Annotated in this window: 18 protein-coding genes and 2 pseudogenes; 10 read left to right on the forward strand and 10 right to left on the reverse strand. The window is 54.5% G+C overall.

Going from position 1 to position 20326, the window contains the following annotated elements; translation table 11 throughout:
- Positions 1 to 149: 149 nt before the first annotated feature.
- The gene (locus AB1E33_RS17430; RefSeq protein WP_372578546.1) at positions 150 to 593 is read left to right on the forward strand and encodes a phasin, PhaP; all 444 of its coding nucleotides are present in this window, start codon (positions 150 to 152) and stop codon (positions 591 to 593) included.
- A 475-nt stretch (positions 594 to 1068) separates the two neighbouring features.
- Here AB1E33_RS17430 and AB1E33_RS17435 read toward each other — a convergent pair whose 3' ends face one another.
- The 5 genes from AB1E33_RS17435 to AB1E33_RS17455 form a co-directional block, all read right to left on the reverse strand.
- Complete coding sequence (locus AB1E33_RS17435; RefSeq protein WP_372578547.1) at positions 1069 to 1932, reverse strand: sugar phosphate isomerase/epimerase family protein; 864 nt, start codon at positions 1930 to 1932, stop codon at positions 1069 to 1071.
- Positions 1933 to 1946: 14 nt separating this feature from the next.
- Positions 1947 to 2837, reverse strand: coding sequence for an NAD(P)-dependent oxidoreductase (locus tag AB1E33_RS17440; protein WP_372578548.1), 891 nt, complete (start codon positions 2835 to 2837; stop codon positions 1947 to 1949).
- Between the two features lie 150 nt (positions 2838 to 2987).
- Positions 2988 to 4268 carry a TRAP transporter large permease gene (locus AB1E33_RS17445; protein WP_372578549.1) on the reverse strand — a complete coding sequence of 427 codons (1281 nt, stop codon included), beginning with the start codon at positions 4266 to 4268 and terminating at the stop codon, positions 2988 to 2990.
- Position 4269: 1 nt separating this feature from the next.
- Positions 4270 to 4773: a TRAP transporter small permease gene (locus AB1E33_RS17450; protein ID WP_372578550.1), complete on the reverse strand. Its 504-nt coding sequence runs from the start codon at positions 4771 to 4773 to the stop codon at positions 4270 to 4272.
- Between the two features lie 65 nt (positions 4774 to 4838).
- A complete protein-coding gene (locus tag AB1E33_RS17455) occupies positions 4839 to 5918 on the reverse strand; it encodes a TRAP transporter substrate-binding protein (protein WP_372578551.1) in 1080 nt (359 codons plus the stop codon).
- Between the two features lie 78 nt (positions 5919 to 5996).
- Here AB1E33_RS17455 and AB1E33_RS17460 point away from each other — a divergent pair, with 78 nt between their 5' ends.
- Positions 5997 to 7040: a LacI family DNA-binding transcriptional regulator gene (locus AB1E33_RS17460; protein ID WP_372578552.1), complete on the forward strand. Its 1044-nt coding sequence runs from the start codon at positions 5997 to 5999 to the stop codon at positions 7038 to 7040.
- Positions 7041 to 7043: 3 nt separating this feature from the next.
- On the opposite strand, the gene AB1E33_RS17465 is transcribed toward AB1E33_RS17460, so the two are convergent.
- Positions 7044 to 8087 (reverse strand): LacI family DNA-binding transcriptional regulator, encoded by a 1044-nt coding sequence (locus AB1E33_RS17465; RefSeq protein ID WP_372578553.1) that lies wholly within the window; start codon positions 8085 to 8087, stop codon positions 7044 to 7046.
- A gap of 111 nt (positions 8088 to 8198) precedes the next feature.
- On the opposite strand from AB1E33_RS17465, the gene AB1E33_RS17470 reads away from it, so the two are divergent.
- Both AB1E33_RS17470 and AB1E33_RS17475 read left to right on the forward strand, forming a co-directional pair.
- On the forward strand, positions 8199 to 9284 hold the full coding sequence (locus AB1E33_RS17470; RefSeq protein ID WP_372578554.1) for a fatty acid desaturase: 1086 nt from the start codon (positions 8199 to 8201) through the stop codon (positions 9282 to 9284).
- A gap of 27 nt (positions 9285 to 9311) precedes the next feature.
- Positions 9312 to 9626: a MocE family 2Fe-2S type ferredoxin gene (locus AB1E33_RS17475; protein ID WP_372578555.1), complete on the forward strand. Its 315-nt coding sequence runs from the start codon at positions 9312 to 9314 to the stop codon at positions 9624 to 9626.
- A 483-nt stretch (positions 9627 to 10109) separates the two neighbouring features.
- On the opposite strand, the pseudogene AB1E33_RS17480 reads toward AB1E33_RS17475, so the two are convergent.
- Positions 10110 to 10358: pseudogene (locus AB1E33_RS17480) on the reverse strand (glyoxalase superfamily protein); the annotation flags it as partial.
- 185 nt (positions 10359 to 10543) lie between these two features.
- On the opposite strand from AB1E33_RS17480, the gene AB1E33_RS17485 reads away from it, so the two are divergent.
- Both AB1E33_RS17485 and AB1E33_RS17490 read left to right on the forward strand, forming a co-directional pair.
- A complete protein-coding gene (locus AB1E33_RS17485) occupies positions 10544 to 12730 on the forward strand; it encodes an FUSC family protein (protein WP_372578556.1) in 2187 nt (728 codons plus the stop codon).
- Positions 12727 to 13599 carry an HlyD family secretion protein gene (locus AB1E33_RS17490; protein WP_372578557.1) on the forward strand — a complete coding sequence of 291 codons (873 nt, stop codon included), beginning with the start codon at positions 12727 to 12729 and terminating at the stop codon, positions 13597 to 13599. The genes AB1E33_RS17485 and AB1E33_RS17490 overlap by 4 nt, the downstream gene beginning before the upstream one ends.
- 136 nt (positions 13600 to 13735) lie before the next feature.
- On the opposite strand, the pseudogene AB1E33_RS17495 reads toward AB1E33_RS17490, so the two are convergent.
- Both AB1E33_RS17495 and AB1E33_RS17500 read right to left on the reverse strand, forming a co-directional pair.
- Positions 13736 to 14125, reverse strand: a pseudogene (locus tag AB1E33_RS17495) (IS6 family transposase); the annotation flags it as partial.
- Between the two features lie 548 nt (positions 14126 to 14673).
- The gene (locus AB1E33_RS17500; protein WP_372578558.1) at positions 14674 to 15543 is read right to left on the reverse strand and encodes an EamA family transporter; all 870 of its coding nucleotides are present in this window, start codon (positions 15541 to 15543) and stop codon (positions 14674 to 14676) included.
- 217 nt (positions 15544 to 15760) lie between these two features.
- Between AB1E33_RS17500 and speB the strand changes: the two genes are divergently transcribed.
- The 3 genes from speB to AB1E33_RS17515 are packed head-to-tail and all read left to right on the forward strand — an operon-like array spanning position 15761 to position 18400.
- The gene (gene speB, locus AB1E33_RS17505) at positions 15761 to 16720 is read left to right on the forward strand and encodes an agmatinase (protein ID WP_372578644.1); all 960 of its coding nucleotides are present in this window, start codon (positions 15761 to 15763) and stop codon (positions 16718 to 16720) included.
- A 4-nt stretch (positions 16721 to 16724) separates the two neighbouring features.
- Positions 16725 to 17480 carry an SDR family NAD(P)-dependent oxidoreductase gene (locus AB1E33_RS17510; RefSeq protein ID WP_372578645.1) on the forward strand — a complete coding sequence of 252 codons (756 nt, stop codon included), beginning with the start codon at positions 16725 to 16727 and terminating at the stop codon, positions 17478 to 17480.
- Complete coding sequence (locus AB1E33_RS17515; protein WP_372578559.1) at positions 17477 to 18400, forward strand: polysaccharide deacetylase family protein; 924 nt, start codon at positions 17477 to 17479, stop codon at positions 18398 to 18400. The genes AB1E33_RS17510 and AB1E33_RS17515 overlap by 4 nt, the downstream gene beginning before the upstream one ends.
- Here the strand turns inward: AB1E33_RS17515 and AB1E33_RS17520 are convergent.
- A complete protein-coding gene (locus tag AB1E33_RS17520; RefSeq protein ID WP_372578560.1) occupies positions 18397 to 19335 on the reverse strand; it encodes a LysR family transcriptional regulator in 939 nt (312 codons plus the stop codon). The genes AB1E33_RS17515 and AB1E33_RS17520 overlap by 4 nt on opposite strands.
- Before the next feature lie 114 nt (positions 19336 to 19449).
- On the opposite strand from AB1E33_RS17520, the gene AB1E33_RS17525 reads away from it, so the two are divergent.
- Positions 19450 to 20325 carry an ABC transporter permease gene (locus AB1E33_RS17525; RefSeq protein WP_372578561.1) on the forward strand — a complete coding sequence of 292 codons (876 nt, stop codon included), beginning with the start codon at positions 19450 to 19452 and terminating at the stop codon, positions 20323 to 20325.
- The last annotated feature ends 1 nt before the right edge of the window (position 20326 follow it).

The raw sequence follows: 20326 nt of genomic DNA on the forward strand, positions 1-20326 counted from the left end.
TCTATGCAACAAGGTCGATTGTCATGTGAAAATTAAAGAGTTGCTGCAGTGCAGCAACATTTTCTTGCAATGCTGTGCTGCAGCATCCATATACACCTCAAGCCGAAGGAAACGGGGTGGGCCCGGACCCGGCATTTAGGATTAAGACAATGGCAAATTCGCAAGACTTCACCACCATCTTCAAAGACGCGCTGGGTGCTTTCCCGGTTGACACCACTGCCTACCAGGACGCTTTCAAAACCACCACCAACCTGAGCGAAAAGCTCTCGGGTGTTGCTCTGGAAGCGGCTGAAAAGTCGGCTGAGATCTCCAGCAAGTGGACCAAGGACACCCTGGCCAAGATGGGCGACTATTCCAAAGCCAAGGCAGAGCCGGCAGACTACGCCAAAGCCGCAACCGACTTCGCCTCTTCCTCGGCCGAAGTTGCTGCTGAAAACCTGGCTGCCTACGCTGAAGTTGCAAAGAAAGTACAGATGGACACCGTCGAGCTGCTGATGGCTGCCGGCAAAGACATCACCGAAGATGCAACCGCCGCAGTTAAGAAAGCGACCAACGACGTGACCACTGCTGCCAAGAAAGCAGGCGCGAAGTAATCGCTGAAGACAAATTGCGCCCTTTCCTCCCAGTTAGGTGCAATTTTTTGGGCAGGTCGTAAGACCTGCCCTTTTTTTGTGTCTAGACCATGTGCAAACTGAAAGGGAAACGAAAATGCAGCCAGACCGCATGTGCGATCACATCTGGCGGGAAGCGGTGGCGGTGATAAATGGAAGAGCTGTTGGTGTTGGTCATGCAGCCCAATCGCACTTCAACGAGAACTGTGCATTAAGTTTGCGGTGCCTGCGCACATGATCCGCAAGGGCCAATTCACGCCTGAACTCTGTCCGTTTCGGCAGTTCGCTTAGTTCGCGGCCTAAAGCGTTTCGGGATTAACCTGAGGTATACCCAGCAGACCGTCGTTTTGTTTTTCATCTGAAAACGTCAAAACAGGCCCGCCTGACGGCGGGCCTGTTTTTCGGCCGTGCGATGTATTGGGAGGGACATCGATTGGCCGAAGCGCTCTTTTTGATGCTAGCCAAAATGCTCTTTGAAGCGATCAACGCAGCGGCGGAAACCGTCTTCGAAGTTTCCGTTACCGGGGTGGTAGACGCTTTCGAATGATACGACACCATCATAAGCGTCGGCTTTCAGAGCATCCGCCATCGGCTGAAACTGATCGGCCAGTTGACCCTCGCCCATCTGTTTGACCGACAGTGTTGCGCGGGGTGTGTCGGCTTGAACGTCCTTGATATGGATATGCCCGAGATAACCGTCTTTTACTTCGTCGTATCCGGCAGGGAATGCCCGCTCATGGCACCAGCAGTTGTTGGCAGGATCCCAGAGGACTTTCAACGTGCCCTTGGCATTCAGATCATCAATCAGTTTGCGGGCGGTGTAGTTCGAATTCACCATGGTGCCGTTGCCTGTTTCGACGACCAAAGTCACTCCGCCATCCTTGGCGACGTCGATCGCGGGCTCGATCAGGGGCAACATGGCGTCCCATGCGCCTTTGGCGACATTCCATTTCTCGGCACCTCCGAACCCCCAAAGAATTTGCTCCTTTTTCGGGGTCATAATGCGCACCAACGGGCTGCCAACCACATGCGCCATATCGATCACGCGCTTCAAAGCATCCATATGCTTGCTGTGCAATTCATCCCCCGGCTTATTCGCCGCGGTCATCCCCGCAAAGATGTGGCGCGACAGGCAAGAAACAGGCTTGCCCCGATCCCGGAGCAGCGTGTCAATTTCCCTGACCTCGTCAGCCGTGTGATCACCAACTTCCGTATCGCCCACGAATTGCAGTTCGGCATATTCGAGGTCAAACTCATCCATCACATCGACCGCGTGTTTCAGATCGCGGCTGATACCGTCACAGATAACGCCAAGTTTCATGTTCTTGTCCTTTCTCAGCGATGCAGCTCAGCGCCGACAATGTCTTCGATCACACGGGTGCAGGCCCAATTGTCGCCTTCGGGGAACTTGGCTTTGCCAGCATGGAAAATCTGCATGGCCGAGGATGCGGTATGCATCGGAACGCCCAGTTCTTCGGCCAGATCCAGCGAGATGGTCAGGTCTTTGTGCATGGTGCCGATGCCTGATCCGGTATCTGCAAACTTACGGTCGATGATGTTTTCGAGCGCCGTGTTTGTGCACCCACAGCCGGCCCCGGATGTCGAGAAAACCTCGAACAGGTTCTTGCCTTTCACGCCTGCCTTGGCTGCCAGAACTGACGCCTCAAATGTTGCCGAAAATATTGAACCAATCAGAGTCTGCAGGCACGCCTTTACGGTCTGACCTTGCCCGGGCGCGTCACCTACACGGTGAATGGTGGCCGAGACCGCCTCCATCACAGGCTGGAATTCGTCCAGTACGGCATTGGGGGCTGCGGCCATCATGGTCAGGGTGCCATCCTGCGCACCAGGAAAACCACCTGACACCGGGCTGTCGATCAGGTGGATGCCCGAACCGGCCATGGCCTCGCCAATCTCGCGCGCCTCGCGGGGTTTGATCGTGGCGGTCAGGATCACGACTCCGCCTTGCGCCATGTGACCGACCAGACCGTTTTCGCCAAGGATCACGGCTTTGGCCTGATCACCGTTCATTACCATGACGTAGACAGCACCCGAATTGGCCCCGACATCTGCCACACTGGCCGCCGCGGTCCCACCCATATCGGCCAGTGCGTTTAGCCGCGCATTACTTAGATCAAAACCGATGGTTTCGAACCCGTTTTTGATCAGGTTCTTGGCCAGCCCGCTGCCCATATCACCCAATCCTATGACACCTGCACGTTGCATAATTGTCTTCCTAGTGTGTCGCCCGGCCTGGCCGGAGTTGAGGTTTGGCGCCCATAAATTTGTGGGCGTCGATTTGTGGGGGGATTTCAGGCATTGGCTGACCAAGGCCGGGCAGGTCCGGAAGACACCCCGCTGCCCAATTCTGTGTTGCTACGGCCCCATCACTGCGTCAGGTATCCACATGACCAGTTGCGGGAAGACCGCGATTAGGATCAGCACCACCACATTTGCCAGCAGGAACGGTGCGGCCCCGACAAAAATCGTCCCAATTGGTAGACGGCAGATTGCAGCGCAGACGTTCAGGCAATTCCCCACTGGCGGCGTGCACGCTCCAACCGCCAGACCCGAGACCATAACCACGCCAAAATGCACACCGGATACTCCCAGCTTTTCAGCGACTGGCAATAGAACTGGTGTCAGCAAAAGAATGGCGGGGCTGACGTCGATGAACGTACCCGCCATCAGGATCAGGATGGCCGTCAGAACCATGAAGGCGACCGGGCCAAGCCCAAGGCCCGACACGAAGTCGGCAAGCTGATTGGGCACACGTTCCAGCGCCAGTACGGTGATGAACACCTGACTGAACGCGATGATCATCATGATCTTGGCGGACATTATTATGGCATGCCGCATGGCTCCGGGCAGTTCTTTCAGAACGCCAAAACCAACGATGAACAAACCGATGATCAGGCCATAAACTACCGCTGCCCCGGCTGTCTCAGTTGGGGTAACAAAACCGAAGACCACAGAACCCACGATCAGGATCGGCATCAACGCCACGGCAGCCGAACGACGTGCCTGCCGTGCCGCCTCGGCCACTGTGAACGGGACGTCCTCGGTCGGGTAATCGTTCCGTTTAGCCAACAGCCAGACCACGATTAACTGCAGCAAGCCAACCATGATGCCCGGAATGATCCCACCCAGAAACAGGCGGCCGATGCTCTCTTCTGCCGCGACTGCGTAGATGATCATCGGCACAGATGGCGGGATGATCATACCCATTGTGGAAGAGGCAACCGTGATCCCTGCCGCAAAGCTCTTTGGATATCCCCGTTTTTCCATCTCAGGGATCAGCACAGACCCGATGGACGCAGTGTCCGAAGCGGAAGACCCGGAAATCCCGCCAAAGATCATCGAGCCGACTACATTGACCAGCCCAAGCCCGCCCTTGAGGCGACCGACGAAAAACATGGACAGGTCCAGCAGGCGCCGCGTGATGCCTCCAGAATTCATCACCAGGCCCATCAGGATGAAAAAGGGCAACGAGACCAGCGGGTAATTGTTGATGCCGGAAAAGAAGCGCTGAACGACGAACCCGGTCGCAGCTGGGGCTTCGATCAGGAAGTAGGCAAGCGAGGCCAGTCCCAGCGAATAGGCAATTGGGACTCCGCAAACCAACAATATTCCGAGAGTGGCGAACAGGATCAGCATGTCAGTCCTCCGGCATCCAGAGAACATCGATTGAATCGCGCCCACCCAAGGTCAGAACCACACGAACGAAGCAGTAGAAAACTGCAATCGAGCAGGAGGTTGGAACGATGATGAACACGTAGCCCTGAGGCATCCCGAAAGGTTGCCACATGTTTTTGCCCGGTCCTGCGATCCAATCGATGGATAACCAGACCAGCGCCGCGTTCATCACCCCGACAAGGACAAGCCCTGCCACGTAGAAGGCCATTTTGATGTAGTATGGCATCATGTCGATGAAGAACGTGATCGCGATATGCTCACGCTTCGTAATCGCAACGGCACCGCCTAAGGCAGAGGTGCAAAGAAACGCAATCTTGACCTGTTCGTCGACACCGTAGATCGCCATGTCAAATGGGCGCATCAGGACCTTGGTGACAACAATCACCAGAAACACCCCGAATAGTACGACCATCAGCGCTTCAATGACTCGCGTCAGTACATGGTCGATTGCAGAGAGCGTATCCATAAACCGGTTCCGGTAAGAAGGGGATCCGGGCGCAGGGTCACAGCGCCCGGAATTGCCGTTTCAGATTAGCCGCAGGACGCTGCTGCGGCACGTGCTGCATCGATGTCGTCCATCGTGAAATGGCCAGCGTCGATCATCTGTTGATAGACCGGCCCGACTGCTTCCTGGAAACCTGCCAGGGCTTCTGGTGACAACTCGTTGATTTCCATGTGTTTGCCAAGTTCGCCTACAATGTTGGTCTCGGCATCGCGGTATAGCTTGTCCGACATCGCCATCGCTTCGACAGCAACCTCGTCAAAAGTGGCCTGCAAGTCTTCGGGCAGACCGTCGTACCATGCCTTGTTGACAATCAGCGGATCGGGGCCGGTCATGTGGTTCGATAGCGTCAGAAATTTTTGAACTTCGTGAATGTTAAAGTCCCAGATGTTTTGCGGCGGGTTATGCTGACCGTCGATTACGCCCTGCTTAAACGCCTGATACGCCTCGGAAAAAGGCATGGCGACCGGAACTGACCCGATGGCGGTACCCGTGGCGATCATCAGGTCGGATTGAGGCTCACGAATGCGCAGACCTTGCAGATCATCAACCGAAGTTATTGGTTGAACGTTGTTGGTATAGGCCCGGAAACCTTGGCTGATGCCGGTGGCGGGGATGTGATATCCGTTTTCTTCTGCGCGGGCCTGAACACCCTTAGTGAAGTCCGAGCCCACCAGACATTCCATCTCATCCCAGTTCGCGACAAGGAACGGTAGTTGATACAGGTTGAATGCACCGGACGCGTCAGCAAAGAAACCACCACGCGTACCCTGCAGCAATCCGGCCGTCACCTGGTCCATCATTTCGCGCTCGTTACCGAGAGCTGCGCCAAAGAAGTTCTCGACTTCGATGCGACCGTCGGAATGCTTTTCAAGCTCGGTCTTGAACCAGTCCATGGACTGAGAACGGATTGAAGTTTCCGGCTGCTCGTTGCCATACTTAAAGGTAAAGTCCGCTGCCAGTACTGTACCGGCTGTCATTATTAGGCCGGTTACGCTGGCCAGCAATTTGGCTGTGTAGGTCATGTTATCCTCCCTGAACGGGACTCGATCCCGTTGCATGACAGTGGGATAGGCCCCCTCCTGTTTGGCTGGCAAGAAAAACTGCATCAAATGACGGTATTGATGTTTTTTGATGCTGGTGTGGTTATCTTTGAGGATGATTTTGATCCTAAATGATGGTATATTATGTCAATGAACGATGAAGTTCCAAAAATCCTTAAGAAGGCGCGTGTATCCGAGATTGCCAGGATTGCAGGAGTAGGTACCGCCACGGTTGACCGGGTTCTGAACAACAGATCGAACGTCAAGCCTGAGACCCGCCAGCGCGTATTGCAGGCCAAGCACGCGATCGAATCCGGCGCTCAATTGGACCAGCCAACGCGTCCCTGGCGATTGAAAATCTTCTTGCCAGAAGAAGCCGGGCCGTCGACAGAATTTCTGGGCGACTGTTTTCAGAATGTCTTCACCAATGGCCGCGCCACCGTCGAATGCGTGTTTTCCAAGAAACTGGAACCCTCCGTGTTGGCCCGTAAGCTAAGATCCTGCGCCAGTCAGGGTATTGATGCAGTAGGTTTTCAGGCATTGGATGATCCGCGGGTTCGCGACGCTGTCGAAGAACTGCACGGGTTGAATATTCCGTGCATCCCGGTCGTATCCGATCTGATCAGCCACGTGTTGGGCCAATTTGTCGGGACGGACAACATGGCTGCAGGACGAACAGCGGCATATTTTATGGGTCGAATTCTGCGACAATCGGGGGCCGTCGGCGTGATTTCCGGAGAGCAACTGTATCGCAATCACTCGGACCGCGAGATGGGATTTCGGTCGGCCTTGAGAAGGGATTTCAACCATCTCCGTGTCGTGGGCACCTATATTGGCCACGATGACGTACACGAAAACCGCATGGTCGTTGGTCAGATGCTGGACGAACATCCTGGCCTGCTGGGTATTTACAATGTTGGAGGCGGCAATGAAGGCATTGTGGCGGCTCTGGCTGATCGCGGCTTAACCGGAGAAATCATGCTGATCGGCCACAACCTCACGCCGAAAACACGTAACTACCTGCTGGAAGGGTCAATGGATATTGTCATCCACCAGAATATGCGGCGGATCGCTGAACAAGCCGTTCAAACTCTGATCGCGAAACTGGAAAACCGCTCCTATCAGGCAGAGGTCGTTCCGGTTGAAGTTATCACCCGGGAAAACATCAACGGCGCTACCTTCGGCTGACGCTCACAGGTTTTCAGATGTGCAGAGATAGAACGGAATAGTTCCTATCTGTGCCTGAAACGGTTTTCCCGCAAGACACCGGGACATTAGGTAGGTCACGCGATCGGCAACCTGATCCAACGGGTTGTTTATCACCATATCGACACTGCTATCGGCAAGTGCTGCTTCGGTTACCGGCGTTCGTTCATGGCAGATGTAAAAAACGTCCCGTGCGCGCCCCGCTTCGCGCAGCGCCTTCAATGCTCCACTCACTCCGCCGCCACAGTGATAAATACCTGAGAGGTCTTTGTGGGCCTGCAGCAGTTCTGCCGTGGCTTCATATGCAACCGCGGCGTCATCCAGATACACCACCGAGTCTCGAAGGGGCTTCTGAGGCGCAAATTCGCGCATGTAGCTCCTGAACCCGCTCTCAAGCGCTTCGTGCCCCAGATATCTATGTGAACCAATCAAGATGCCAACGGCGCCTTCGGCTTGATTGAGCCGCGCCATTGCCCAACCTGCCGTCCGCCCGGCTTTTCGACTATCGATCCCGACATAAGCGGTAACGTCCGGGGAAGAAAGCGGCGAAAGTAGTGCAAAGACAGGTACATCAAGACTGGCAATCGCGCGGTTGACCTCCGGATGGTCAATCGCAACCAAGCCTATGGTGTCCACTTTGCCGTGCATATCGATTATCGCGGCTGCAAGCCCGGATGGCGACAGGCTTTCGACATACCGGATCACAACACTCGCCCGGATGCTGCGAAGCTGCTCTGCCTGTCGCTGCAATTCGGCTGCCAGCTCGCGATAAAACCACTTGCTTTCCTTTTGCAGGATGAAACCCAGCCGTTTTGCTGGTGCCATTTCCTCAACACGTCGTCGCAACAATCCTGACGAGCGATAACCCAACGCATCTGCCGCTGACAGCACCCGCGCAGATGTCGCCGCAGAAACAGGTGCGCGCGCATTCAGCACGCGGTCTACCGTTGCGACGCCAACCCCCGCCCTTTCTGCAACGTCTTTGAGTGTAACACGGGCCATAGCGCGCTCCATGATAGAAATTATCATTAATTCTAAGCCTGGTTTTGAGAAAAATGATAGAAAATATCATCCCGGGTTTGACGTATCAGGCACTCCTCGGCTGTGCTTGCCGCCATGAATGCAGAAAAGGAACCCGATGTGACCAAGTACGATACCCTGCCATGGCGGGATTATTCGCTGACTGGCCGGGACAGCGGCCCAAGCTTTACACCGAAGCAGTGGTATTCCACTCCAGTCCCCCGGAAACGGATGAAGGAACTGATGAAGCGCCGCGATGCTCCGGCCCTGATCGATTACGGGATCTGGCTGGGGTTGGTGTTGGCAACAGGTGCTCTGGTCGTTCTGACCTGGGGTACGTGGTGGGCCGTCCCTTCTGTCATCCTCTACGGGGTGTTTTACGGATCCTGCGCAGACAGCCGCTGGCATGAATGCTGCCATGGCACCGTGTTCAAAACGCCAAGGCTGAACACAACAGCCTATCAGCTGGCCTCATTCATGTCCCTGAAGAACCCATATCTTTGGCGGTGGAGCCATACACGCCATCACACGGATACGGTAATCGTCGGAAAAGACCCCGAGATTGCGTTTCCCCGGCCTCCGCATCCACTCAACATCCTCTGGAACATGTTGCACCTGCAGTCTGGCTGGAACGAGTTGAAAAAGATGTTTTGGCTGGCGGCTGGTCGATTGACCAAAGATCAAAAAACCTTCCTCATCGAAGCCGACCGCTCAAAAGCCTTTTGGGCGTCGCGTGTTCACCTCGCAATCCTCGCGATGACATTTGTTTTGGCAATGGTGCTGCAATCATGGCTGCCCATTGTGCTGATCGGCGGTCCCACTTTCTATGGTTCGTGGCTGCATCACCTGCTGGCATCACTGCAGCATGCCGGGCTGGCAGAAGACGTCCCCGATCACCGATTGAACTCGCGGACTGTCTACATGAACAGGTTCTTTCGCTTCGTGTATTCGAACATGAACTACCATGTGGAACACCACATGTACCCCATGGTGCCGTTTTATAATCTGCCTGCCTTGCACGAAGAACTCAAAGACGACTGCCCACCGGCCTATTCGGGAACACTGGCGGCGTTTCGCGAAATGCTCCCGGCCATTCTGATCCAGCGGCGCGATCCGTTCTACTTTGTCGACCGCAAGCAGTTGCTGCCCGAGGCCGCGAACCCAAGCCCAGAATACACTCGACCAACAGCCATAGCGGCTGAGTGACCCAATCCCCGGAATACAGGAAAGCCTATGACGAACTGGACCCGCGCCTGCGCTTGCGATGACATCGAAACCGAAGACCTTATCCGTTATGACAATGGCGATCGTACCTTTGCCATCTACCGAAGCCCCGAGGACGAGTTTTACTGCACCGACGGCTTGTGCACTCATGAAGAAGTGCATCTGGAAGACGGTCTGTTGATCGATCATCTGATCGAATGTCCCATGCACAACGGCCAATTCGACTATCGCACCGGCGAGGCAAAGCGCTCACCGGTCTGTGTGAATCTGAAAACCTACCCCGTTAAGGTCGAAGGCGGAGATGTCTTCATCGATATCGGGTGACGCCATGAAGCGGATTTATGATTGGGACGCGAAGTTCTCGCTTAGAAACTACACCGCATCAGACCTGCGGGCACCGTACTTGTGGCTCTCCGTCGTGGAATAAGGAGGGGTGGCGAAGGTCATCCGCAGTCAATCCAAAAAAGCTACACGCTGTAGAATGGCCTCGTAAAGGCGACTTCTCTCCAACATATGCGACATCTGCGCCGTTTCTTAGCGCCTAAGAGCCACTTGCTTGAGTTTGGCACTTTGATGGATTGAGCTACTGCGCCCTGACTAGGTTCCACGATTTCTCAGTGACTAATGTCTGCTATTAGGAAGCTGCAGCGCGGCGGGAGCCGACTTGCCCAGCGGCGGCAATGGGCCGGAGAACGATACAAGCTATGCCTGCTCCTAGACTCGCTAGCCCGCAGAGGCACTGCGTGTCTGCCCTGAGCCCGAGCAGATCATTGGCTTGCCAACGGCAAGGACCCGACCAAGGTCTACTCAACTTGGACCATCGCATCGGCGCCTGGTAAATCGGACCTCCAGCCCCATCTGGGGCTGGAGGTCCGATGTTCGATCTTTCGAGCGGCTATCTGGCCCCACCACGATGCGGATCTGTTTGCGCAGGTTCGAGAAGCTTTCGAACCGCACGACGTCCACCGCCTCATCGAGATCAATCACCAGCCGGAACCAACCCGGACGCAGTTGCTCGACCAATAGAAAGGTCCCCTTGAAAGGCTGCGAGAGATAGTACCCTGTTAGAAACGACGTCCCGCATCAAGGATTGGCATCCAACAGACGAGGTTTCACAAGGTCTGGCCTGAAATCCAGGCGTTTGAATGACCGCACTTAAATTCTCCAACTCCCATTTCGAGAGCGGCAATTTGTTGCTACCAATTTGAAGAAGTAGCCGCGGCAGTTAGTTCGATATTTGAATGATGAGCCTGAGTGATCAGATTGAACGTCTTCGCATCAAAAATGCGCTGCGTGTTGCGCTGGTCATGGTCCTGTGTATCGGGTTCGCGGCGCTGTTGGGCACGCGGACCGGCGTGTTTGTCATATTCCCGGTGTTGGTGATTTCATTCATGATGCATGATGAATCCCCCATGGCAGGGCTTTCTCTGCTTGCGGGATCCGCTTTGGGTGCAGTTATCTCATTTGTCACAATCGATCTCCTGCTGACCGCCCGGCCCCTGTTTCTGCTCGCTACGCTAGTAGTGACTTGCATTCTGGGCTATTGGGCTGCTCAGGGCTTTCGTGGGCGCTGGCCGTGGGCGTTTGCCGCCTTTTTCGCCAACCTGATCGTTGTCGGCGCCGCTTTTGCCGCCATCGGGGGGGCGGAGTTGGGTGAGCACGACGCCTTTCACTGGACCTTGGAAATCGGTATTGGCCTAGCGGTAACCTGGCTGGTTATGCTGTGCCTCTGGCCGGCGCCAAGCTCGCGCGATCTTGACAATCTGTGCTTAGGTATCGCGCAGGAATGTGCCGTGTTGCTGAACCGGACCGCAGAGCGCTTGGAGGCCGGGCAAGTGATTTCCTATCACCCAAGCCCGGTCAGCCTTATGAACTTTGGCAAGTGGCGGCATCAGGTTGATAGCCTGAAATGGCGTTACCGGGGAGAGCGGCAGCACTATGACGCGATCCGCCAGCGTATGCGCAATTTGATGCTGTCATACGTCAATGTCCGCCACATGGAGCGCACCTTGCAGGATATGCCAATGGGTGACGAGGTGGGCGAGGTCCGTGCCGCCATGGCATCGGTCCTGCGTGGCCTTGCTCAGGGAATGAGCGACCCCAGCGGCATGGGTGCCTTTGATGCGCCTTTGAGAGTCATTGATCGCTGCAGGATTGTTGCAGCGGAGAACCTGCAGGAACCCGACAGCGAGTTGAGGCGGTTGCCGTCCAAATTGGCAGCCTTCACGACGGCAGCGCGCGAGTTGCTGGGCAATCTTGCGGCGCTTGCCAACCCCGAGATGTCCGAGGCACCGATCCCCGTCGAGCCATCAACAGCAGGACAGCCGGCGCTGATTGCGCGCGACAGCGCGAGAGCTGCGCTCAAACTCACGCTGGGCGTTGCCGTGGCGCTGCTGCTTCATCTGATTTCCTTTGTGCCGGCCGGTGCCTATCTGGTGCTTGGGTTGGTTGTGGTGATGGTGCAACCCAACCTCGGAAAATCTCATCTGCGGGTCCGCCTGTGGTTTCCGGGTGTGCTGGCGGGCTCGGCCTACAGCCTCTTGGGGTTGGGACTGATCTCTGTCGCGCCGCACTTTCCGCTTTTGCTGGCATGGCTTGCTGCGGGGTTTCTGATCGGAGCCTATATTGGTGCGGGGCATGACCGGATCTCCTATTCCGGATTTCAGATTTGCATCGGTATTGCGGTCATTCTCGGCACTGCGGCCTTTCCGGTTGCAACCGTGATTTCCGCCGAGGAGCGGGTGTTGGGTGCCGTTCTGGGATTTGTCGTTGCATTGGTGATCGGGCAAAACCTCTGGCCCGAGCATCCGGCTGATATGTTGCGAAAGAACGTCGCAGACAATTTGCGGGCCTTAACGCCAGCCCTGCAGCGCATCTGTTCGGCCAAAGACCCCGATCCGGCCCTGTTGAATGCGCATCTGCTGCGCCTGCAGACGGACGTGCAGACAGACTTCGCGCTGCTCTATGACTTCAGCTACATGTTGCGCGGAAAAATCCGCGCGAAATATGACTATGGTGGCATGACCCATGCAACCGGCAACATGTTTCACCAGATGTGGACGTTGCATCAGGCCTTGCAACGCATCAAAGATCCCGAAACCAGCCGGGCAATGATTGCGCCGACCGCCTGCGCCCTGGATGAGGTGCGCCATTTGGTCAACGCTCTGGCAGACGAATTGACAGTGGGGGGCGTTTCGGAGGACGGAAGAATTCGCTCACGGCTCGCCGCCTTGGATGCAGCGATAGAAGAGGTCAAATCGATGCCGGTAGAAGCAAGAGAGAGCCAACGTGCGTGGCTCTTTGGTGTCAACTTCATTCGCGAGATGCGCCATCAGCTAGCATTGGTGGTGACGTCGATAGAAGCAGAAAATACGCCGATCCTGCCGGATACCTCAAAATTGGCGCTCACATATGAAGGGGTAGGATGATGGCGGTACTGAAGCACGGTATGACAACGATCAGATTCTGGGTAACTCTATTATTTTGCCTGATAATTTTTCTTTTCATCTACTACGTTGTATCCGACCGCTTCACGCCGATGACGCGGGACGCCTATGTACAGGCAGCCGTTATCCCGGTGGTCCCGCAGGTGTCCGGTGAGGTGGTCGAGGTTCTTGTCGAAGATGGTGCCAAGGTCCAAAAAGGTGACCCTCTGTTCCGCATTGATCCGCAGGCCTACCAACTTGAAGTGGACCGTCTGAAGGCCAAGTTGGATCAGGCGGAATTGTCGCTCAATCGGCAGGAGGCCGCAGATAGTGAGCGGGCTGAAATTCGGCAGATCAAGTCAATGCTTGCCAAAGCCAATCTCAGCTTGACGCAAACGACGGTCAGGGCGTCCGCTTACGGGTTTGTCGACAACCTGCAGCTGCATGCAGGTGCCTACGCGACTGATGGCAAGTCAGTGATGACGCTTGTCGATGCAGAGAATTGGTGGATTGTCGCAAATTTCGAGGAAAACGCACTGTCGGTCATTCAGGACGGCCAGAAAGTGGAATTTGGTCTTTATATGTTACCCGGGCAGGTGTTCGCAGGTCGGGTGGAAAGCATCGGCTGGGGCGTGGAAAGAGGGCAGGGCGTAGCCTCAGGAAGCCTACCGCAAGTTCACAACCCCTCCCGGTGGGTCAGTTTCTCTCAGAGGTTTCAGGTGCGGGTCGCGCCGGAAGGTCCGGTCACAGAGCAGCCCCTCAGGGTTGGTGCGACAGCGCGGGTGGTCGTTTTCTCAGAAGATCAAGGGATGATGAACGCGCTTGCTCGGTGGCTGATCAGGCTGTCTGCAACAACAGATTACCTTTATTGATCAGAATACCCCCGAGGTCGTTTCGGGGCAATCAGATTGGATCAGCGACCCTACAACGCACCGGTACAGATCCAATTTTTCCGGATGCTATGTTGACTTCGAATGATCCCACGTTCGGACTAAAGGCCGAACAGACCATACCAAGGCGCTTTATCAGGCGGCGCAAAAGCCGTTTTGCCGCCCGTTTGTCCCGTTTCGATTGGAGAATTTCGTCCAGCACAACGCCATGCTGATCGACCGCGCGCCAGAGCCAATACTTGCGACCTGAGATTCTCACAGCAACTTCATCCAGATGCCAGACATCACCTGAACGGTTCTGTATCTGCCGCACGTTTCGAGCGATCGCGGGCCCAAACTTGATGACCCAACGCCGGATAGTCTCGTAAGACGCATCGATCCCGCGCTGCAACAGCATCTCTTCAACTTCACGCAGGCTCAGATTGAAGCGAACGTACAGCCACACCGCGTTCGCGATGATCTGAGGAGGAAACCGGTGGCGCTTGTAGCTGATTGACGATGACTGCATCGATGTCACCTACGTCCAATCACGGGCATGAAAAACCGGACGGCAGTTAACGTGACAACACCAGCACGAGAGCACTCCCCATGTTAATAGACCCCAGAACCATCGCGTCTTGTCCGCCCAACTTCGTTTAGAACGCCATAATAGACTTTGGCACTTGGCAAATCCGGGCCCTGGCCGTGCAGATTGCGCGTCGATTGGAAAAGGGGTGCTTTGGAATTGGCAACGCGGCTTTCAACATTATCACCAACCAAAGAAAGACCTTGCTATGAAAACCATTCGCATAAACCAAGATGGCAATTTCGGATCGCGGTTTTCAGATCATGACTGGCGCCTTGAGGAGGGCAGATTCACACCGCCATCACCTGCAGGATACGCAACCACTTCTCAAATGAACGCTGAGGGGGTGTTGATGATGCATCATCCCGCTGGTTATGTTGACCACTGGCACACCGCACCTGCAATTGTTCTCGGGACCGTCCTTCGTAGTCTCTTGCTGACCATATCCAAAGGTCTATGCATCAGTCTCCATTGTTGAGATCAAGGACTGATCAATGGCCAACAATCGTGGACACGCCAGCCAAAACAAGCCCAGTACCCAGCAACTGAATTGGTCTTACGCGCTCGTTCAAAAGTAACCATGCCAGACCCATGGTGATGACCGGAAATGTGGAAGCCACTACAGCAGTCAGAGTATCATTTGGACTGCCGTTTGTGCCCAGCAGCAAAAACAAAAGCCCACCTGAATCCAGCATTCCATGAAACGCGAACAGCGGCCACCAATTCGAAGAAGGAGGAAATGGTGTTCGTCTCTTGGAGAGGATATAGATCAAGATAGTAGTAAATCCGACAACGCGTCCGAACCACAACACTTGCGAGATTGTGATGTCGTTGGCAGCTGACTGAAGGAAGAGGATAGCTGTCCCATAGATCAGGCTTGATGCCAGGGAAATGCATACTACGATCTGCCATTTGGCGTGGTACCTGGCTTGTCTATCGTTTGGGGAGTGATTTCCGCCGCTCGCTCCCACCAGCGCGACACCGGTTAGTACTCCTATAACGGCGACTATTTGAGTGGTCGCCAAGTGTTCGCCTTGTGCGGCGCGAAAGATAACAATCACCAAAGGATGTGACGCAACTATTGGGGCGACGACGCTTATTTTGCCGATGGACATTGCATAAAAGAACAGAAGCAATGCGAACGCCATCGTGAATCCGTGCAAGCTTGCCAGCAGAACCGACCGTACTTTTGTCGGTATGAACAGTTCGGAAAACCCGCCCTGTAAAAGCAAGAATACGCTCAGCACGACAGAGCTGACCAGCAGCATTCCAAGCAGCGATCGCGCCGCACCAATTCGTGTGGAGTTCTGACTGGCTATAAAGTCCGCGACACCGAGGGACAACGCGCTGAGGCCGCCCATTGCGACTGATATCATTTGGTTTCAACTCACTATCGGTAATTTCACGGCGTTTGGCCAACGTGTTACGACCGGGTGAATTTCGATCATGCAATCGCCTGACCAGCAAGATACATCGATATCTATCAATGTAGATATTTATATAGCCCGAGTTTAACGATGTTTATGCTGTGTTACTGTGGCCGGAGCTAGACCCTGTTAACACATGAAAGATCCCCTGATGAGCAGCCATGGATATGAAGGTGGGCGGTTGAATTTGCCCTTTGTTGGCATCTGTACTTTTGCCAAGGGTGAATACGTGGCAGATTGGAACGCAATTGATGCAGATGTTGCGGTATTGGGCGCGCCGTTCGATTTTGGTTGTCAGTGGCGATCAGGTGCCCGTTTCGGTCCACGCGCGATCCGTGAAGCGTCCACACTATTCTCGTTCGGTCACGGTGGGGCATATGATTTCGAAGATGACGTCACCTACCTGCCTGCTGACACCACCAAGATTGTCGATATCGGTGATGCCGACATAATCCATACAGATACAATAAATAGCCACGCCAATATCGAAACAGGAGTACGTGCAATTCTGCGGTCCGGTGCGCTGCCAGTTGTGCTTGGCGGTGACCATTCGGTCAATATTCCTTGCATCAATGCGTTTGATGATCAGGAACCTATTCATGTTGTCCAAATAGACGCTCACTTAGATTTTGTAGATGAACGTCACGGTGTGCGTTATGGCCATGGCAATCCGATGCGACGGGCAGCAGAGCAAGACCATGTCACTGGATTGACTCAACTGGGCATCCGGAATGTGTCTTCCACGGCGAAGGAGGGATATGATCAGGCCCGTGAAATGGGTTCGGATATTCTGTCTGTTCGGCATTTGCGTAAACTGGGGGTTCAAGGTGTGCTGGATCGCGTGCCCGAGGGCAAGCGATACTATGTCTCCATCGACATTGACGCTTTCGACCCCTCGATTGCACCCGGTACTGGCACCCCGAGCCATGGTGGTTTTCAGTATTACGAAGTTCTTGAATTCCTGGATGGGCTGACCAAACGCGGTACCATCGTGGGTATCGATCTGGTTGAAGTGGCGCCGGATTATGATCACTCAGGGTCGACATCCACTCTTGCTGCGCAGATCCTGATGAACCTGATTGGTCGCATCCTGCACAACAGGACAACGTAGCGTCATGGGGTCGGTCAACCATGGATCAGAATTGATTGGCCGCCGGGCCGTGGTAACCGGTGCATCCAGCGGAATTGGCGCTGCATGCGCCAAGGCGCTTGCGTCTCATGGGGTGTGGACCGCCTGTGTTGATATTGTTCCGCCTGATGAAACCGTGGCCGAGATTGAAGCGGCTTCTGGTCGGGCGGTTTCGATCACCTGTGATGTGTCGCGCGAGGAGGATGTATTGGCGCTGTTTGCACAGGTGCGCCAATATATCGGGCGCCTGGATTTTCTGGTTCATTGTGCAGGGGTCATTCATGAAAAGCCCCTGCTCGACACAAAAACCGAAGAGTTCGATCGTGTGATCGATGTCAATCTGCGCGGAACCTTTCTGGTTGGCCGCGAAGGAATCCGTGCGATGCATCCCCATGGTGGACGGGTGATCCTGATTGCATCAGATCTAGGGTACCTCGGGCGCGAGACGTTTTCGCCGTATGTAGCCTCTAAACATGGTGTCATCGGCTTGATGCGATCTTGGGCCAAGGAATTTGCGCCAAAGATTCTGGTCAATGCGATCTGTCCTGGTCCAATCGACACCGCGATGTTGTCGACGGATCAGATGACCGAAGAATGGCGCCGGAAAGAGCAGGACATTCCCTTATCTCGGTTCGGCGCAGCCGAGGAAATCGCTGATATGGCCGTCTTCCTAACCTCGAATTCATCACAATTCATCACCGGCCAAGGGATGCACGTCAACGGAGGGAGTGTGATGCCATGATCAAGAACACTGTCCCCTGGCCGAATGGTGCCAAGTGCGCGGCCTGCGTCACGTTTGATATGGATGCCGACAGTCTGATCCACGTCGCTCACAAGACCGATGGCCATTCGCGTGTGTCGGCTCTGTCGATGTTGCGCTATGGGCCCGAGGTCGGCGTGCCACGCATCGTCGAAACCTATAAGCAGCTTGGGTTGCGACAGACCTTCTTTGTTCCGGCCTGGTGCATCGAACGTTACCCTTCGGCTGTGGAAGCAATAATCGAAGGCGGAAATGAGATTGCTCATCACAGTTACATACACGAACACCCCAGTGAACTGCCTCCTTCAGAAGAAGAATACTGGCTGGATCGGGCGCTGGATGTGATCAAGACGGCGACCGGGCAGGCCCCTCGTGGTTTTCGCGCTCCGCTTTATAATTTCTCGGATAGCACAGCAGATCTTCTGGCCGAGCGAGGTTTTGTCTATGACGCTTCGTTGATGGGGGACGACGTTCCTTACTATTTGGAATGCAGCAAGGGTTCCCTGATCGAATTGCCAACACATTGGGGGCTGGATGACTGGCCGCAATATGTCCAGTCCAGTGACCTGGACTACATGATGCCCATCCGTGCCCCGCGGGAAGGTTTCGAAACCTTCAGGCAGGAGTTCGAGGCGGCCTACCGCCACGGTGGTCTGTGGATACCTGTTGTACATCCGTTTGCTACGGGTCGTTTGGCACGCTGGGAGGTGATGAGCGCCTTTCTCGAAGAAGTTCTGCAGCGGGGCGATGTCTGGTTCGCGCCCATGGAAAAAATTGCCGCACATGTAGAAAAGGTAACGGCCGACGGGATATATTCGCCGCGGCGGGATCAACTGCCATATTATGACGCGCCGGTTAGCCCGATCCCTTTCAAAACCAAAAGAAATCTTGGCCGACCCTAGTGGCTCTGGTCAGTTTCGTTGTCCGCATTGATTTCTGCGATGGCAATTTCCAAGTCTTCCAGAAAGGTTTCGACAATGACTGAGCCACGCAGATTTTTTCGGGTCACAATGAAGAATTCCGACGTATAGGCGTATTCATCGCGCAGGATAGGGAGCAGCTTACCTGTTTCTTCCCACATCTTGGCATAATGGTTTGGCAGAAAGCCGATATGCCCACCGGCCAACAACATGATAGCTGCCGCTTCCAAAAACTCGACTGAGGCGTGATTGACACTGTGATCGCTGCCCAGCGGAAACAGATCCTCACCTTCAAGATACGACCTGGTGACTTTGCGACTATCGATAATGGCCTGGCGGATATCCGACTTTTTTGTCAAGCTCGCGATCGGATGGTTGTGTGAGCAATACAGCGTGTTGTGTTCAACATAGACCGGTTTGTAGCTCAGGTTAGGCAACTGTTGGTCAAAGGTTCCAAAGGCGATGTCAATATCCCCATCCAGCACTGCCTTTTCTAGATGATTGGGCGTCAAGATCGATAACCGAATCGCGATTTCATTTGCCTTGTTATTAAGCATCTCCAGGCTGCGGATGATCGGGCTGCTGGAATCCGTAACCGTGCTATCGATCAGACCAAGCTTCAAAAAACCACTGAGTTTGCCTTTGAGTTCCAGGGTAATGTTCTGAAAATTCTCATGCGCTTTGAACAATACCAATATCTGTTCATAGACGCTCTCGCCCTTACGGGTAAGACGAAACCCAGTGCGACCCCGATCACACAATCGAAACCCAAGCCTTTGCTCTAATTGGTTAATATGGCTGCTGATTGTTGGCTGGCCCACATTAAGGACAGCCTGCGCATTCGAAAAGCCACGGCATTCAACAACTGCACGAAAGACATGCAGCAAACGGATGTCGGTATCGCTTAGCCGGTACACCAACAGCTCCTTCGTTACATCGATAGGCCTCAATGTATCTGTGAATAACTTGCAATCCAATCACTAAATAATAGAGGCCATGTTGTGAACGAGAGTTAGGCATGGAGGCCATCCATGAACTCGGTGCAGGGAAGAAAGATGTCGGACACAAGTATCAAAGCTGGAAACCCAGAGCTGACCAAAAAGCGAGACAAGCCAAAAAACCTTCAGCTTCTGGTCACACTAAGCGGCAAGCAAACGATGACGTACGGCCTGATTGGCGCGCTTGTGTTTTTTGGTTTGTGGGAAGTGGCCCATCTGCTGACAGCGGAAGAAGCAAAGCGGTTCCTACCCTCTCCGCTCTCTGTCGTTCAGGCCCTGATAACGCTGTTCCAGGAAAAAGACTATATGGCGGACGTTGGTATCTCCGCGTACCGGATCTTTGGCAGTTTCTTTATTGCATGCGTTATTGCGGTTCCTCTGGGCATACTTATGGGATGCTTCGCTCCGATCCGCGCCTTGATCAATCCTGTGATCTCTGGCGCGCGTTACTTGCCTGCCGCGTCTTTCATTCCGCTTTTGCTGGTATGGTTCGGGCCAACGGATAGCCAAAAAATGGCTCTGCTGGTTCTTGGCGTGGTCTTCTTTCTGATTGCCTTGATTTTGGACAACACCGAGGCAGTGGCCAAAGAGTTAATCGAAGCGGCCCAAACCATGGGCGCGTCCCGACGGGAAATCGTGATCAATGTTGTCGGCCGTGCCGCGTCCCCGGCGATCATGGACTCAATGCGCAACATGATCGCAGTTGCATACACGTATCTGGTCATTGCTGAAATTGTGGCGGCTCAGGATGGTATCGGTGCTGTGATGATGCGGGCCGGGCGGTTTCTGAAGGTTGACGTCATCATGGCGGGCATTCTGACCATCGGGATCATGGGAGTTCTCACCGATATCGTGTTCCGAGTGGCGGCTCACTACGCCTTTCCATGGAACCGGAAACGCAAGGGTTGAG

The organism is Ruegeria hyattellae (assembly GCF_041537925.1).
Classification (GTDB): Bacteria; Pseudomonadota; Alphaproteobacteria; order Rhodobacterales; family Rhodobacteraceae; genus Ruegeria_C.

Bases quoted from the DNA above. Each gene is read 5' to 3' on its own strand.
- AB1E33_RS17430 (WP_372578546.1), top strand. From the start codon at position 150: ATGGCAAATTCGCAAGACTTCACCACCATCTTCAAAGACGCGCTGGGT.
- AB1E33_RS17435 (WP_372578547.1), bottom strand. From the start codon at position 1,932: ATGAAACTTGGCGTTATCTGTGACGGTATCAGCCGCGATCTGAAACAC.
- AB1E33_RS17440 (WP_372578548.1), bottom strand. From the start codon at position 2,837: ATGCAACGTGCAGGTGTCATAGGATTGGGTGATATGGGCAGCGGGCTG.
- AB1E33_RS17445 (WP_372578549.1), bottom strand. From the start codon at position 4,268: ATGCTGATCCTGTTCGCCACTCTCGGAATATTGTTGGTTTGCGGAGTC.
- AB1E33_RS17450 (WP_372578550.1), bottom strand. From the start codon at position 4,773: ATGGATACGCTCTCTGCAATCGACCATGTACTGACGCGAGTCATTGAA.
- AB1E33_RS17455 (WP_372578551.1), bottom strand. From the start codon at position 5,918: ATGCAGTTTTTCTTGCCAGCCAAACAGGAGGGGGCCTATCCCACTGTC.
- AB1E33_RS17460 (WP_372578552.1), top strand. From the start codon at position 5,997: ATGTCAATGAACGATGAAGTTCCAAAAATCCTTAAGAAGGCGCGTGTA.
- AB1E33_RS17465 (WP_372578553.1), bottom strand. From the start codon at position 8,087: ATGATAATTTCTATCATGGAGCGCGCTATGGCCCGTGTTACACTCAAA.
- AB1E33_RS17475 (WP_372578555.1), top strand. From the start codon at position 9,312: ATGACGAACTGGACCCGCGCCTGCGCTTGCGATGACATCGAAACCGAA.
- AB1E33_RS17485 (WP_372578556.1), top strand. From the start codon at position 10,544: ATGATGAGCCTGAGTGATCAGATTGAACGTCTTCGCATCAAAAATGCG.
- AB1E33_RS17490 (WP_372578557.1), top strand. From the start codon at position 12,727: ATGATGGCGGTACTGAAGCACGGTATGACAACGATCAGATTCTGGGTA.
- AB1E33_RS17500 (WP_372578558.1), bottom strand. From the start codon at position 15,543: ATGGGCGGCCTCAGCGCGTTGTCCCTCGGTGTCGCGGACTTTATAGCC.
- speB (WP_372578644.1), top strand. From the start codon at position 15,761: ATGAGCAGCCATGGATATGAAGGTGGGCGGTTGAATTTGCCCTTTGTT.
- AB1E33_RS17510 (WP_372578645.1), top strand. From the start codon at position 16,725: ATGGGGTCGGTCAACCATGGATCAGAATTGATTGGCCGCCGGGCCGTG.
- AB1E33_RS17515 (WP_372578559.1), top strand. From the start codon at position 17,477: ATGATCAAGAACACTGTCCCCTGGCCGAATGGTGCCAAGTGCGCGGCC.
- AB1E33_RS17525 (WP_372578561.1), top strand. From the start codon at position 19,450: ATGAACTCGGTGCAGGGAAGAAAGATGTCGGACACAAGTATCAAAGCT.